We start from the raw sequence: 16,979 nt of genomic DNA, 5'->3' as shown, positions 1-16,979 counted from the left end.
TTTACAATCCTATTTTTCATTTAGTATCTTCCGGGCAGCCAACACCATATACATAAAGTAAGAAGCCTCGCCTCCCATACAATACTCACCTTCTTGCCAGATGAACGGATACGGCACCAGTTCCGGCAGGTCGGGACGGATCAGGACTGTTCCCGGAGTAACTCCACCCGGTATATAAGAACCATCGGCGCGATTCACCCCATAAGCCACTGTTGCCGAATTCGCTCCGATACCGGAAGCAAAAGAGACCGTGTTACTTCCCGGATGACAGCCCAGGATAAAGTTGATTGCATTGAAAATATAGTCTGGTGTGAACAGATCAGGATAAGCATCCTGCAGGAAGCAGTAATAATAGCCAAGCGTCTGCACATCCCAGGAACCAGAACTCAGGTTTCCACGATCTTCGGGTACGCCGTATGGAGTCTGTAATTTCATTTTCTCATACTGGTCACGAACGGTAACCAATGCTTTACGGATAGACTGCGAGAATTTCTTATCATTCACCGCTTTATCGAAACGACCGATAAACCAGCCGAGACGATCGATGTGCTGAACGATATAATCCTGTTCGGCCAGCACATATTCCTTATAGGAATTATCACCGGTTGTCAGATACAGTTCGACTGCCGCATGTATTTTAGCTCCTTTGGTCCGCTCATCAGTCCGGGTGATCCGGTACAGTTCTTTCGCAGCATCCAATGCCTGTGTACTCAATGTATCGTTAAAGTTTTTCAAAACTCGGGAGATTGCTGACAACTGGGCAGCAGTCGTCAGTTCGCGATACGGGTTATCCTCTGTGAATACCCAACGATCGTCTTCATTTCCAGTCACATTGTCGGTGTGGGCACTGGCATCTCCCAGATGGACATACTGGCGGACACTGTTACAGATAATCCCGCGGTAAAGACGTCCGAGAGCACGATAACCTGCCACAACGGTCAATGCACCGTTCTCCACCTGCTGCAACAAGTCCGGTTTGCCGTCCGGCTGATGAATCTCGGTAACCCTTTTATGATGGTCGATCGTTGTCGCGTCGTAATCGATACCGAAATGTTCATACGCCAATGCCAGGATATAAGCCTCTCCTGCCTGCGATTCCACGCGGAGGTCATAGTCACCGGCATCATGCCAGCCACCGATGGTCAGACCGGGTACGATATCACCCGGCTGGTATTTAGTAAGTGTAGACGCACCTGAAGAATATCCGTCGATATGGCTCAGGTTCACAGGAGCCATACGGGCATCATCCATATGACAAAGGTCATGCCAGACACGGTATTTTTCGTTTACCCGCATATGACACATCTGGATCGGCAGGAAGTACTCCAGTTCCGGCTGCCAGACGCCACGTTCATAAATGTCTTCGGCAATACGGAATACAGGAGAAACGGATTCACCGTAACGAACCTGATACAACCCTTCTTCCCGGATAGACGAAAAGTCGAAACGGAGATAGTTGTACCGCAAGAATTTACCCCATTCCTGTGCCGGTCCGTCCAGGACAAGTTCTTCACCTGCATCCGTAATTTTATAAAGAGCCGGTTCACCGATCTGCTTATCACGGCTATCCAGTTCGATCACAGCCATCTTCGGCTGATCCGGATGGTAACCGACCTGCGAGGTCTGTACTACCGGCGTATACATCCAGTCTTTTACTACATTCGGAGTGATCACCCACTTGATCGCATTCCTGGAAACACCCGCCGGTATCTCTGTCCGCAGAACGAACCAGCCGTTGTTATGATTCATACGTCCGTCATAGAGGATCAGGTCTCCGATTTCTGAACGGACCGTCACTTTGTTGTAAGGATCAGCCGGATTCATGGTGAATTTCTTACCGTGGGCATAAGGGGCGGCTATGATATCGTCGGCAATCATCGGGTTGTAGGTGCCGTCACCCAAAAGATGTTTCAGGTCGACCTTTCCTTCCGGGTTAAAGTTGCCGAGCCATTGGGTATTCGATTCGCAGGAGATTGTCGGACCATTCGCCTGTGCAGGAAAAATACCGGCCTTGTGATCCATGATCCAGGGTTTTCCCAGAAGGGAACCCGGGTAAAGCTCGAGGTTAAAACCTATTTTTCCTTCATATTTCTGAGGGACGGGGGTATCCAGATCGACTGTTACGATGACATTGTCACCCTCTCCTGCTACACGGATCGTGTACTGGAATACAAAATCCGGATAAAGGGTCGGGTTAAAACCTGTCATGTGCCTGGACGAATCGGGATAACTTAACGTAACAGTTATACTGTTATCCGCCTCATTCACCTGGCGGCTCCGCAGAACGGGAAGCGGTTGCCATTGCCCCTGAGAGGTCTCCAGACGGATATCGCCACTGGCAGCCACACGGTTGTTGTTCATAATAATAGTTACGCCGGTTTGTTTGCCCTCCGGATAGACATCGCTGAAAGCCATTACATCTACACCTTCATTACGAAGATAACCGGCAGGATCGAGTTTGAATTCCTGCGCCTGAAGAGGGTGGAATTGTATCAATGCTAATAAGCCGATGCTTGTCAATATGTTCTTCATGATATGTATTCTTTTATATGTTGGTATCTGTTTGTTAGCCTTTATTTATTTCCCAATAACTGACGGGCGGCGAGTACCAGGAACATATAGTGCGAGGAACCTCCTCCCATCACATATTCTGTCTGTTGCCAGAGGAAAGGGAAAGTCAACAGTTCGGGGAAGTCGGGACGGATCATGGCAGTCCCGGAGATCACACCACCGGGGATATAAGACCAATCTGCACGGTTCAATCCATAGGCTACCGTTGCCGAATTGGCTCCCACACCCGAAGCGAAGGAGGCGGTATTGCTGCCCGGATGACAACCCAGCACGAAGTTGAGCGCGCTGTAAAGCAACTCCGGCCCGAACAGGTCAGGGTAAGCCTGCACAAGAAAATACTGTTGATAGCCGAACGACTGGATATCCCAGCCTGCTCCCCAAATGCTCGGCTTATAAGGGACGCCATACGGGGTTTCCTTTTTCTGTTCTTCCAGTTCACGGCGGAAAGCGGCGAGTGCCTTGCGTATGTTCTCTGTAAATTTTTTATCCTTGATGGCCTGATCGGCGCGTCCGATAAACCAGCCTGTACGGGCGATGTTATCAACGATCAGTTTCTGTTGGCCAAGGATATATTTTTTGTATCCATCCTCGTGAGTTGCCAGATAAAGTTCTACGGCAGCCTGTAACTTATTTATTTCCGAACGATCGGTCACACGGGTCCGGTCGAACAATTCGCAGGCGGCCTGCAAAGATTGCACGCTCAGGGTGTCGTTGAAGCCTTTCAACACACGGGAGACGGCAGCCAGGGCGGCGGCAGTGCTTAATTCGCGGGAAGGGTTATCTTCGGTGAATACCCAGCGGTCGTCGGCATTACCGATCACATTGTCGGTCATGGCACCGGCATCGCCCAGCATGACATACTGGCGCAGGTCGTTGCAAATAATTCCACGATACAGGCGGCCCAGGGCACGATAGCCTCCCACTACGGTTAAGGCACCATTCTCGACCTGTTGTAACAGGTCCGGTTTACCATCCGGCTGATGGATCTCGGTAATCCGGTTATGATGATCGATGGAGGTGACATCATAATCCTCGCGAAAAGCCTCATAAGCCAATGCCAGGATATAAGATTCACCGGCTTGCGATTCTACGCGCAGGTCGAAATCACCCGCGTCATGCCATCCGCCGATATTTAATCCCGGAACGATATCCCCCGGGGCATACTTTGTCAAAGTAGAAGCATTCTGCGTATATCCGTCGATATGATTCAGGGCGGGAGCCATACGGGCATCGTCCAAATGACAATAGTCGTGCCATACCCGATATTTTTCGTTCACCCGCATGTGGCACATTTGTACCGGAAGAAAATATTCCAGGACCGGCTGCCATACGCCCCGTTCATAGATATTCCGGGCGATGCGGAAAACAGAAGAGACCGAGTTTCCGTAACGAATCCGGTAAAGTCCTTCCTCCTTCACGTCCGTGAAATCAAATTTAAGATAGTTGTAACGCAGGAAGTTTCCCCACGGCTGTGGGGCTACGGCATGGATTTTCTCCTCTCCTTTTGCCGTAAGACGGTATAATATAGCTTCAGGACGTGCGCTATCGCGGCTATCCAACTCGATTATCGCCTCTTTCGGCTGCGCCGGGTGGTAACCGACCTGTGAAGTCTGGATAACAGGCGTATACAGCCAATCTTTTACTACATTCGGAGTGATAGTCCAGCAGACAGCGCCTTTCGTCACTCCGGCAGGAATTTCGCTGCGGACGACAAACCAACCGTTATTATGGTTCATACGTCCGTCGTATAATTTTAATTCTGTGTTTTCCGATAAGATGGTAAATTTGTTGTAAGCGTCGTCAGGGCGAACGGTGAAACAATGTCCAACCGCATAAGGTTCGGCTATCAGATCGTCGGCGACGATGGGATTATAAGATGAACCGTCTCCCGCCAGCTGTTTCCGATCAGCCAAGAGGCCGCTTTCTTTCGTAAAAGAACAGTAATCACCTGTATGCTGATGATTGGAACGTACATTTAAAGTAGGTCCGTTAGGCTGTTGTGGAAAAATACCGTCCTGTTCATCCATGATCCAGGGTTTGCCGAAAAGATCGCCCGGAAAAAGTTCGAGATTAAAACCGACCTTACCTGCGAAGTCTGCCGGGATAGGTCGGTCGAGGTCGACTGTCACTACGATATTCCCGCCTTTCCCTTCTACACGGACCGTATAATTGAATTGGAGGTCAGGGTAGATCATCGGATTAAAACCTGTCATATGACGGGAAGAATCGGGATAGGAAAGTCGCGTGATGATCGTGTTGGAAGTATTATCTACAATGCGATCCAGTTGTTTTGGCACCGGCTGCCATTGTCCCGGTGTTGCTTCGAGACGGATATCACCGTTGGTAGCGATCCGGTTACCATGCATGATAAGGCTGACGCCCCCCTGATGGCCTTCGGGATAGAAATCGTTGAACGACATTACATCTACTCCCCCGTTGTTGAAGTATCCGGATGAATTGAGCTTGAACTCCTGAGCCGTCAAGGAGAAGACAGAAGCCAGTAAATATATGCCGATAAGTGTTCGTTTCATGTGAATAAGATTTACGTCTTTTTGATACGTTAAAAAATATTACCCGGTGAGGTAATCTGAAATACATGGTATAGTAATCTGATTTACCCGATAGGGCAATGTCATTTTGATAGTAACGTTTTTCCTCCGCAAAAGGAAATAAAGGGGGTGTTATAGGTCTTTCCTACAACAGACTTTAACACCCCTGCCTCCTCTCCAAAGGGAAGAGTTACTACCAAACTACAATAAACACTTACGATCAATAACCTGGATTCTGATCTTCCGGTCCGATCTCCGCATTCGTTAAGATTTCCTGATAAGGAATCGGATAAAGCATCTTATCCTTGTTATAATCGAATGTACGATAAGTGCGCCAGTCCTGATAAGCAGCATCCGATCCCGGAGCAGTACCCACTCCCTTCGGATATTCCAGGTTGATAAACTCCTCGATCATTCCGGTACGCTTCAAATCATAAAACAGGCTAAATTCCGCATTGAACTCATGGCGACGTTCCATATTGACGGCAACCATCCAGGTATCGGAAGAGTAACCTTTTTCCGCTTTGTATTTCGTGTAATAGGTTTTAGCGTCAGGCACTGCCACTGTTTCAGTCTGCATCGGAATCGGATATTCAGCATCGCTCAGACTGACCTCATGGTTACCCCAGGCACGTTCGCGTATCTGGCGGATCGCATCCCAACCACTTGTTTCGTCGCCGGTCTGGAAGCTACATTCTGCATAATTCAGCAAGATGGCGGCATAACGCAGCAGGTGCATGGTAAACGGCTGGTTGATCGTCGTCCAATAGTCGCAGTTGGCGCGCCAGTATTTCAAACTGGAGATATTCGGCATATATTCGGAACCTGTCTTCACATTCGGAGCACCGTTTGCACCGATCGTTTGCCCTGTCCAGGGGTTTGTTTCTCCCAAAGCCACCATAGAGGCGGCACGACGGCGGTCGCCATCCTCAAACGAGTTGTAACATTCCCAGGAAACAAATAAGGAACCCCAACCGTTATACTCCATCGAAGCGGCACAATAGCATGCTGTCATATAATGATCTTCCGTTGGCGACCACCCTTGCACACCCGACATGTTATTACCATTGTCTGTCCACATCACTGTGGCAAAGACGTCTTCTGTTTGCCATGCTTTTTCAGGATCATACAAATAACTGAAGCATGGGACCAGTGAATAGGTGTTGCTGTCGATTATTTCTTTCAGCAAAGTCTTAGCTTCGGCATATTTTTCCTGATACATCAGGGCCTCGGCCTGATAACCTAAACAGAAACCTTTTGTTATACGTCCGTATTCGCCATTGATCGGTGTCCAGTCGAGAACGGAAGCACCAAATGCGAGGTCGTCGATAATCACCTGCCATGTTTCATCTTCCGTATCCGGGCGCGGCTTGGAAGGTGTATTTACATACGTCTCGCCAGCCATCAGCATGGGCACACGTCCGAAGTTTTTCGCCAGAGCCAGGTAGTTGTAAGCACGGATAGCACGTGCCTGCGCTTCGATCTTCTTCTTGCCGGCTTCGCCTTCGCTGAAAAGATCGTTGTCCATATTTTCCAGACCGTCGAGCAAGGTGTTGCAACGGGAAATCGCCTTATAACAGCCTACCCATAAAGAGAGGAACTCGGAACTGGAAGAAGTCCAGTCTTCCGTACAATAGGCTTTATCCCAACCGCTTGCCTGTGTGTCGAGGGTCGGATGGTTCGACAACATATATTGTGGCTTAAAGCCCCACATGGAACCGTCGGCACCGGCCTCGTTGTCTTCTTTGGAGGGATAGAAGGTGTCGTAACAACCGATCAGGCCACCTTCCACATTGTCTTCACTTTGAAACATGAAGTCGCCTGGCAAAATATCGTAATGGTCTACTTCCAGATAATCCTTACAGCTGTTTGTCGTAAGCAAAAGGAGTAACGATAAGGCAGATATAACTATTTTTTTCATAAGACTCGAATTATAAGATTAAATAATTAGAATTGTACACTCAAACCAAATGTGAATGTACGCGGATAGGGGTAACGGCCACCATCGAAACCGGTTTGCAAGACTGCTGCATTACCGACTTCCGGATCCCCGAATTTATTATAGCCGGAGAAGCATGCGAGGTTCTCTACAGAGGCGAAGATGCGTGCATTGTCCATGCGAAGCGGCTGCAACCAACGTTTCGGGAAGGTATAACCGATCTGGATATTCGCTATTTTCAGGAAATCACCTTTCTTCACGTAGGCATCGGAGGCTTTCATGTTTGTGTTGTTATCATTGATCGTCATACGCGGATACATCGTATTCGTGTTCGTTTCGCTCCAGGCATTGTTGATATATTCCTTCAACGTATTTTGGATACCGCCACCGGTCTTATACAACTGCGTCATTTTCATAGCTGCATATGAATTGATTTTCATACCGGCAACACCGTACATGTAGATCATGGCGTCCCAGTTCTTCCAGCTGGCATTCAGGGTAAGGCCATAGTTCAGCTTCGGGAAACCGTTTCCTAATACTTTCTGGTCGTCACCATCGATATGGCCGTCACCGTTCAGGTCTTTGTATTTAAAATCGCCCACAGTGGTAGCGTTTACCTGGTAAGCGTCGTATCCGTTCTCCTTTGCCAGGGCATTCGCAGCATCTACTTCAGCCTGGTTCTGGAAGATGCCTTCCACTACATAACCGTAATAGGAACCGACTGCGTGACCTTCCATCGTCACGGAGTGGTTGGTCCAGTTATCGCCGTCGTCGGTAATCAAATCGCCGTTCGCATCGAGGTTGTTGTAGATAGGGTCGCCCACTTCGATTACTTTGTTCTTCAACGTAGAGCCAGTCAGTGTAGCACCGAGGTTCCAGTCGCCGAAACGTTTGTTATAGGATACGCTGAACTCGAATCCTTTGTTCTGGATATGTCCGGCGTTGGTATAAACCTGTCCGTGTCCGGTAGACGGGCGCATGTTGCGATAAAGCAGAAGGTCTTTGGAGTCACGGATGAAGTAATCCATCGTAATGTTCAGGTCGTTGTTAAGCAAGCCCAGGTCGAGACCGATATTTGTCTGTGTATTCGTTTCCCATTTCAGGTTGGTGTCGATTTCTTTCAGTTGGGCGAAGCCGACTACCTTGTTATAGTTGGAAGATGAACCGCCTAACTGTCCCCAGTCGTAAGCAATGCGGTTGGAAGAGAGTTGGGCAACGGAAAGACTGGTCGCACTGCCTGCATTACCGGTTTGTCCCCAACCGAAACGTAGCTTCATGTTACTGAATATATCCAGGTTCTTGATAAAGTCTTCTTCAGACAGACGCCATGCCAGGGCGGCAGAAGGGAAAGTACCCCAACGGTTGCCCGATCCGAAGTTGGACGAACCGTCGCGACGTACGGTAGCGGTAACGATATAACGGTCCATCAAAGTGTACATGGCACGGCCGTACCAGGAGATGTAGCGCGTTTTCAGATTATAGCCGCCGTCGCCGATGCGTGAAGTCTGGTCGCTGGTCAACGACATCTGGCGATAAGTGTCTGCCAGGAAATTGCTTGCATTGGAAGATACCCAATGGCCCCAGTAATTGGTGACCGAATTACCCGCCATGACTGTCAGGTTATGGATATCGTTCTTCCAGTTATAGGTGAAATAGCTTTCGATCTCGATATTATTATCCTGCGACTGGTTCATCCAGAAGGAGTTAGTCTGTGCTGCGGTGATACTTCGCGGATTGACGACATTGAAACCGCTTCCATCCACCGTCGACAGCGTATAGGAGCCGATCGTACGGAATTGCAATCCCTTGAACAGATTCAGGTTCAGATAGGCACTGCCGACGAATTTGTTTTCATAGGTAGGGGTCTTATCTTCTTCCATCTTGGCGGCATAGGGGTTATCCTGGCCTTTCTGGATATCGCCTTCACCGCTGATCTGCATGAAAGCGTTGTAAGTTCCGTCTGCATTGGCGCGCCAGTCGTTGCTGATGAACTGGCCGGTGGTTTCATCCACATAATCCATAGTCGGAGTCAATGTCGCATAGCTGCGGAGGTTTCCGCCTCCTACCTTTTCGGAATGAACGAAAGCGACGTTACCGCCTACTTCGATAAAGTCTTTTACCTTGTGGGTTACATTGGCACGGGCCGTCAGACGGGAGAAGTTGGAATCCAGTATCACGCCGTCGTTATTCAGGTAACCGACCGAGAATGTCGATTGTGTCTTATCGTTGCCACCGGAAACGGATAGCATGTAATTCTGCTGCAAAGCGGTACGGGTCATAACGTCTTGCCAGTCGATGGTGCGCAGGCGGCCTGCATAGTCTGCACCAAAGGCTTTGTTCTGGATAGAGGCGGCATCGTTGGCACGTCCCTGGCGAACAGAGTAGGCAAAAAGGTCGGCATCGGCTACGTCTAGTTTACCGGTCATGTTCTGGATACCGAAGTTTGCAGAGAAGTTGAGCTGGGTTGCCCCTTTCACCCCTTTCTTCGTCGTGATCATAACGACACCGTTCGCACCACGGGCACCGTAGATAGCGGTGGCGGAAGCGTCTTTCAGGACTTCGATGCTTTCCACATCGGCTGGATTTACAAAGTTGGCATTACTGCCGACCTGTACTCCGTCGACTACATACAACGGATCGGCCGAGCCGTTCACCGTCGCGACACCACGGATACGGATTGTCGCCGTCCCTTCCGGGTCACCCGAGTTCTTGGATACCATCACACCGGCGGCAGAGCCCTGCAACCCTTGCGCGAGGTTCAGCGGATTACGTTTCATCATCTGTTCCTTGTCGACCGAAACAACGGAACCTGAAATGTCGCTTTTCTTGATCGTACCGTAACCGACAACGACTACTTCGTCGATCATCTCGGAGTCTTCTTTTAATACTATATTATAAGAAGTCTTCTGGGTTACTTTAAAACTTTGAGGATTATAACCGATATAGGAGACTTTTACCTCAGCGCCTTCCGGAACTTCCAGTTCGTACTTGCCATCCATATCACTGATTATACCGATCGTTGTACCGACTACAGCAATGTTCGCCCCGATAATTGGTTCGCCCTTCTCATCTGTAATGATACCAGAGATTTTTTTCGACTGCTGCATAGCAGTTGTGCTTGCCGGATTCACATCACCGTTATCTACTGCCGCATGGGCAACAAGACCGGTACTAAATAAGAATGCAAATCCCAAAGACTTCAGCGTCAACAAAATTTTAACGTGTTTATTCATACTGAATTGATTTAAAGTAAAAAATAAATTTTTAACTGAAACAAAATTAGTTCATGTACCTCTAACACGAAGGAAATAATGTTTCACGATGCGGGTAAAACGGTAAATGAAGAGGGATAAATTGTGTTTTTTATGGGGGAATTTTGTTCATTCCCCTGTTTTTACCTCCATCATTAGTGGAAAAACACATAGATTTATCGATCTGATATATAGCTAATAAGGGTCGGCATAAACAATTCCGCGCCCATGCGAACCGACGTATACTCTCCCATATCTTTTCGGATCTCCGGAGATCTGCAACACCAATCCGTATTGGTGGTCATCATCATTGATACGTACCCAGCTGCGGGCGGCATCGTCGGAACGGAAAAAGCCGGATACTCCGTTCACGATCCCTGCCAGATATAATGACGGATAATCCGAACCGGGCGCGGCTTTTCCAAAACCGAAAGCGTAGATGCGACGCACCTTATCCTGGGGTACGAATGCTTCTCCGGAAAGACCATGATATAGGCCGTCAAAAGCGGCAATCCATAAGTCGCCTTCCTTTCCCGGCGTAGCATACACACGGTCCTGTCCTCCCCGGCGATCACCACGGGCATTGCGTGCCTTACTGTCGAATGGGACAAAAGGCAATGGGTGGGACCGGAAACTGACACCGCCATCCATACTCTCATATAAAACAGCGGCAGAAAGATCGAGAGCGTAAAAACGTTTCGGATTGACACGGTCGGCAATCACACGGAGATTTTCAGGGATTCCCTCTGCAGTCGACCAAGTTCCCCCCCGGTCATTCGTATAATAGACAGGCATGCGGTCGGGTGTCCATATCCAGGTTCGTCCGTCAGGAGAAACAGCGATATGTCCATTTTGTGCTTTTTCCTGAGGCAGGGAAACCGGCTCCAGCCAACTCTTTCCTCCATCCATCGAATAGGCTAACGGCTTGCCTTCAGGGTGATGATGCGAAACAGTCCCCACACGGACAACCAGATCCGGTTGATCTTCTGCCCCGGTAATACCGGTCGTATTGGAATAATAGGGATCGGCATGGCTACCGGACGGAACAGGATGATCCAAATCCAAATGGGTAAAGCCGCCATAGTCACCTATCGCACTGATCAGTTGCGCACCCTGCTTCGGGCAGTATAATTCCAAAGGAACAGTTTCCTCTATCCCCGTACTCATCACTTGCCACTGTGTCGGTTCTTTTTTATCCATATTGCCGAGATTGAATGTCTCCCAACCGCCATATCCGGTTGTAAACAGGGCATGATCGGGATTAAACGGGTCTATTTCAATATCGAACATCCAATGTAATGGGGTAAACTCCACATAAGGAGCTTTGCTATAATCGAAGCGGGCACCTCCTGCAAAAACTGGTTTCCAGGTTTTACCGCCATCGGTAGTCCGGTAAATATCATCTTCCGCATACGAGCCGGCGACCGGACGGTTGAAGGTACTGACAATAAGATGCTTCGGATTCTGCCGGTCGACAGACACTGCGGCATATCCAAAAGCAGCCCCTTTATCCGGATCAGCCTTTACCGGAGAAATATCCTGCCATTTTTCAGTGCGAGGATCATATTTCCAGACCGCCCCATTATTCATCCGCATCGGACCGGGGTTACTACCATACGTAATATACAGATAGCCGTCTTCTGAAAGGGTTGCCTGAGTAGGTCGGTACTGTACCGGCTGTCCCGCAAGTGGCCGCCAGCTTTCTCCATAATCATGGCTGACAAAGAAATTATCACGATCTTTTAGCGAAACACCGATATACAAAGTCGAACAACCTTTACCGGCTGTGCCGCCCGATGGATCAAACAAAACTAAATTAATACCGCAACCACGATCCTGCATCCACGGATTACCTCCCTCAGGAATAACTTCCGCCACATCCGGGAACGAACAGACCTGTTGCCAGCTTCTTCCCCGGTCTGCTGAACGCCAAAGACCATCCAGACGGGTACCCAGATAGATTATATCGCTATTCAAAGGGTCTACCATCATGCGTTCGCCATTACCACGGCCATTTTCATTTCCTCCCATGGTAAAAGGCATGTCAGTACGGGTAAAAGTCCGTCCGCCGTCATTTGAACAAAGGACAGCACCGTTCGTACTACGGGTATAGGTTCCGCATGAAAGATAAACGGTTTGAGGATCATTGGGATCGACCGCAATACTCTCCACACCGACCAGATTGTTATCGTCATAAGTGATCCAGTCGAGCATAGAAACCCACTGTTGCGTCTCCTTATCCCAACGATAGGCGCCACCCATATCGGTACGGCAATAGCGTACGTCTTTTTCCTTCGGATGAAAAACAATCCCGTCTACAAATCCTCCGCCTACGATCTGAACACTTTTCCAGCGATAGTGTTCCACAGGAACGGAAGGGCGAAACGATTGGGCAATAATTCCCTGGCTGCCCATTGACAAAAGAATCAGAAGTCCTGTAATGGTCATTGAAATGGCTTTCATGGTAATCTATATTAATGGTTACTCTTTTTTCATATAGTCAGACGGCAACGTCCCGAATTCATCTTTGAAATATTTACGGAATAATTTGATGTCGTTGAAACCGACCTCACTGGCAACCTCGTTGATACGCATCTGACTTTTCTCCAGCAGTTGCGCTGCCCGTTTCATACGGATTGCACGAATCAGTTCGACCGGCGTTTTACCCGTTATCGAAAGTGTTTTCTTATAAAAGTTCACACGGCTCATCCCCATCTCCCGGCTCAACCGCTCGACAGAAAGTTCCGGATTAGCTATTTGTTCTTCGATATAGGCTATCGCTTTCCGCATCAGCTGCTCATCCATCGAACTGATCGGGATATCGGCCAATTGAATACCAGTTTGCGAAGATTGCATGAACTGCTTCTGCAACCGTTTCTTCATTTCTACCAGATGCTGTATCTTCAGAATCAACATATCCATATTGAACGGTTTGCCTATATAATCGTCGGCTCCTGCTTCCAGACCGGTCATTTTGCTCTCTTCTGCCGATTTCGCAGTCAAAAGAATTACCGGAATATGAGATGTACGGATATCCTGCTTGATCCGTTTACACAAAACGATCCCGTCCGTTACCGGCATCATCACATCGCTGACTACCATATCCGGAAGTTCTGCCAGAATAACTTTCCAGGCCTGTTCACCGTCATCAGCCGTAAATACATGGTACAAGCCACTCAAACTCAACTTCATGAATTCACGGAAATCTGCATTATCATCGACAATGAGTAAAGTCGGTTTATTCGGCTCCGTACGCATCTCCGTATTTTCTTGCTGTGTCTGTCCGAATATTTCGTTTTCCTCTGATATTCCTGTCCCTTCCCCGACACCGCCCGTATCCGATCTATCCGGTGAAGAGATAATCTCCTGTATCTCCGGAAGTTCGATCGGAAGCGATACCGTAAACGTACTTCCTTTTCCAACCTGGCTCTTGACGGAAATCGCCCCGTTATGCAACTTGACAAACTCACGGCATAAATGTAATCCGATGCCTGTTCCAACCACCGTTCCGGATTTATCTTCCGACGGTATCTGATAGAAGCGATTGAAGATCAAATCGTATTTATCCTCTTCAATCCCTATTCCCGTATCAATGACCTGGATCAATAACATGCTTTTTCCTTCCTCATCCTGTTGCATGCTCAGGTTAACAGATATCTCCCCTCCTTCAGGTGTGAACTTGAAAGCGTTACTTAATAAATTGGATACGATCTTAAAAACCTTATCCGTATCGAATTTCATGACCAACGAAGGGAAGGAAGTCGTATACGAAAAACGAATATTCTTTTTCTCCGACAGTTCCTTAAATGAATAAGTAATATTCCTGACAAACAACACGATATCTCCGGAGGACAAAAGTAACTGGACACCCTGCACATCGATCTTCCTGAAATCGAGTAACTGGTTTACCAAACGTAATAACTGGTTCGCATTCTGGTAGATCAACTTCAGTATCATCTGATTCTCCGGGTTACTTTCGCTCTTCATCAGCTTCTCTATCGGTGTAATGATCAGGGACAAAGGCGTACGGAACTCATGGCTGACATTGGTAAAGAAGCGTAATTTCATCTCATCCATCTCATGAAGCTGGTTGGCCCGTATCCGTTCCTGTTCTTTCTCGAATTTACGCTTCTGAATATGAAGAATACCCCGGATAATGGCGAACACGATAATGGCAGCCAGGATACAATATAAAAAGATCGCCCAGTTGGTCGCCCAGAAAGGAGGCATGATCGTTATCTTTAGTTTTATCGGCTCCTGCCCCCAAACACCGTCATTATTTTCTGCTTTCAACAGAAAGGTATAGGTTCCGGGAGAAAGATTGGTATAAGTAATATTCCGGTTTACCGCATCGATGGTAGCCCATTTTTTGTCGAAGCCTTCCATTATATACGAAAAGCGGTTCTTCTCCGGAAGAAAATAGCTAAGAGCCGCGATATTCAAAGAAAAACTACGTTCATCATATTGCAACGACAACTCGTTGCAATAGCTGATATCATCCTGCAGGATGATACGCCCGTTATATGGCTGTCCGGGCAAAATCTGATCATTCTGTACCAGGAAACCCGTAACGGCAACTGCCGGAGGATAGAAATTATATTTTATCCGGGAAGGATTAAAAACAGTCAGTCCGTTCGTTCCTCCGAAGATCAGTTCTCCTGAAGCAGAGCGGCATACACTGTTCCGGTTAAAAACACGACCTTGCACACCCTCATTCTCATAATAAGTGACACAATTAAACCGATATGTTCCGTCCTTCTTATAATGTGGGGTTAGCTGGAGTAAACCGTTCTTCGTCCCAAGCCACAAAACATAAGTATCATCTTCCCGGATAGACATAATATCGTTGTCAGGCAAACCATTCGTTTTATCCAGTTGATATAGTTTATCGTGGGAAGGGTCATAAACGGTCAGCCCGTTATTACTGCCGATCCACAACAGATTACGGCTATCCCGGTAAACTGTATTGATCGCTTTATCATTGAACACTTTCCCCCTGTTCATCTCCCCTTTAAAAGAAGATACACGCCCGCTTTTCGTATCGAGCATATTCACACCCAACGAGGTACCTATCAGTAATTCATCCTTATTACCTTTGGATATGGAATAAATATAATCGGAGCCCAATGGATTCTCCGGGGCACCCGAATGGAAATGTGACCATTCCCCCGTCTTCAGCTCCAGACAATCCATACCTCCTCCCAGCGTGCCGATCCAAAGATTGCCGGCCTCATCCGCATAAAGACTGTAGACACTGTTATTCGATAACTCTTTCAAACTGTCGGTCTGAGGACGGTAATGTTTAAAACGGTTCCCGTCAAAACAATCCAGTCCACCGACATAAGTACCGATCCAGAGATTACCGCTGGCATCATTTTCCAGACAAACAACAATGTTACTGCTGATACTCGACGGATCAGCCGGATCATGGCGATACTTCCGGTATTGTCCGGTTGTCCGGTTATAATATAACAATCCGTTCCCGTTAGTCCCGATCCACAAATTCCCGGAACGATCTTCCAGGACGCAATTACAGTCATTGATCTCCGCATCCTCAGCCTCCATAACCGGATAACGGAGCGAACGGAACTTAAAGATACTTTCATGATAATAGTTGATACCGTTCTTGTAAGTACCTGTCCAGATAATCCCTGTATCATCCTTATATAAACTGATCACACTGTTTTGACTGATACTCCGCAAGTCGAACGGGTTATTCTTCAGGTAACGGATCGTTTCCGTCTTCTTGTCCAGCAGATTCAGGCCACCATGATCGGCAGCAATCCAGATCACGCCTTCCGAATCTTCCTCCACTCCCCGTATCAGCGAAGAATTCAGGGGAAGAGGAGAAGAAGTATTATATTGTTTCCACCTGCCATTCCGCGGAGTGAAACGGTACAATCCCCCATAACTTTCCGGATCCGGATAAACCCAGATCTCATTATCACTATCTACGAACAGCATGAATCGTCTGGCTTTACACGCCTTTTTCAGATGGTCGTTCTTCAAGATGGACTTTCCCTGCTGCAAATCGATCATCTCGATCACACCGGACGTATGGATCACATACAGGATCTCTCCCTTCTGATATACATCGCACACCTGCCCTTCCGACGGATCAACCGGATAAACAACCGCTTTTCCGGTAGAATAATCATAGGCATACAATTGATTATCTGAAGTACTGAAAATCAATTGCAGGTCTTTCCCTTGAAAGACACCTGATATATTAGCAGGCAAACCCAATTCTTTCCGGGCCTCTTCCAATGTCAGAAATATATTTTTAACCGGATTATAGACTCCAACCTTTCCGTCTTCATAAGAGATCCACAGATTTCTATCTGCTGTTTCCGTGATCTGGGTCACATAAGCTTCCGAAAACAGCGCACCGTCCACTTCATGCCGGAAGGCGCGGAACTCATAGCCGTCGAAACGGCTCAGTCCCGAACTCGAACCAAACCACATAAACCCTTTCCGGTCTTTATAGATACAAGTCACTTCATTAGACGATAACCCGTTGTTTACATCCAGACGGTTAAACAGGATTTTATTCTCTACCCCTTGTACGAGAGTAACCGTACAGAGTAAACAAACAATAATATATATAAATTGCGTTCTATTCATACAACAGTAATAGACTAATCGGTTTCATATCCTTTATCCCTGATA

The 16,979-nt window shown here is 47.8% G+C and carries 6 protein-coding genes; all 6 read right to left on the bottom strand.

All coding sequences use genetic code 11. The annotated features are described in order from the left end of the window. Nucleotides 1-9 precede the first annotated feature (9 nt). Entirely contained in the window at nucleotides 10-2,532 is a 2,523-nt protein-coding gene (locus DWX23_RS19320; protein ID WP_122375656.1) for a glycoside hydrolase family 9 protein, read from the bottom strand. Nucleotides 2,533-2,573: 41 nt separating this feature from the next. Continuing rightward, complete coding sequence (locus DWX23_RS19315) at nucleotides 2,574-5,102, bottom strand: glycoside hydrolase family 9 protein (protein WP_122375655.1); 2,529 nt, start codon at nucleotides 5,100-5,102, stop codon at nucleotides 2,574-2,576. A gap of 238 nt (nucleotides 5,103-5,340) precedes the next feature. After that, the gene (locus DWX23_RS19310; RefSeq protein ID WP_122375654.1) at nucleotides 5,341-7,041 is read right to left on the bottom strand and encodes a RagB/SusD family nutrient uptake outer membrane protein; all 1,701 of its coding nucleotides are present in this window, start codon (nucleotides 7,039-7,041) and stop codon (nucleotides 5,341-5,343) included. A 26-nt stretch (nucleotides 7,042-7,067) separates the two neighbouring features. Then, nucleotides 7,068-10,292 carry a TonB-dependent receptor gene (locus tag DWX23_RS19305; protein ID WP_233587684.1) on the bottom strand — a complete coding sequence of 1,075 codons (3,225 nt, stop codon included), beginning with the start codon at nucleotides 10,290-10,292 and terminating at the stop codon, nucleotides 7,068-7,070. 213 nt (nucleotides 10,293-10,505) lie between these two features. Next, entirely contained in the window at nucleotides 10,506-12,773 is a 2,268-nt protein-coding gene (locus DWX23_RS19300) for an exo-alpha-sialidase (protein ID WP_122375653.1), read from the bottom strand. An 18-nt stretch (nucleotides 12,774-12,791) separates the two neighbouring features. Continuing rightward, on the bottom strand, nucleotides 12,792-16,934 hold the full coding sequence (locus tag DWX23_RS19295) for a two-component regulator propeller domain-containing protein (protein ID WP_122375652.1): 4,143 nt from the start codon (nucleotides 16,932-16,934) through the stop codon (nucleotides 12,792-12,794). Nucleotides 16,935-16,979 lie beyond the last annotated feature (45 nt).

Source organism: Parabacteroides sp. AF18-52, from assembly GCF_003479145.1.
In the GTDB taxonomy this organism is placed as follows: domain Bacteria; phylum Bacteroidota; class Bacteroidia; order Bacteroidales; family Tannerellaceae; genus Parabacteroides; species Parabacteroides faecis.
Note: the sequence above shows the minus strand (reverse complement) of the source record. Positions and strands in the feature narration are given on the sequence as shown.